General features: G+C 71.4%; 1 pseudogene. It reads left to right on the forward strand.

Annotation, left to right across the window (positions count from 1 at the left end):
• Nucleotides 1-234: pseudogene (locus KVS71_RS18995) on the forward strand (L-lactate dehydrogenase); the annotation flags it as partial.

A 234-nucleotide genomic window follows, 5' to 3' on the forward strand; every position in this document is an offset into this window, starting at 1 on the left:
GGGACGGTCCTCGACACCTCCCGGCTGCGCTGGAAGCTGGGGGAGCGGGCGGGTGTGTCCACGGCGAGTGTGCACGCCCACATCATCGGGGAGCACGGCGACACCGAGTTCCCGCTCTGGTCGCGGGCGTCGATCGGCACGGTCCCGTTCCTCGACTGGGAGACGCCGGAGCACCCGCGCTTCACACTGGAGGAGCTGGACGAGATCGCCGTCGTCGTCCGCGTCGCCGCCTAC

The sequence above is a fragment of the Microbacterium sp. GbtcB4 genome (genome assembly GCF_019091465.1).
Classification (GTDB): domain Bacteria; phylum Actinomycetota; class Actinomycetes; order Actinomycetales; family Microbacteriaceae; genus Microbacterium; species Microbacterium paraoxydans.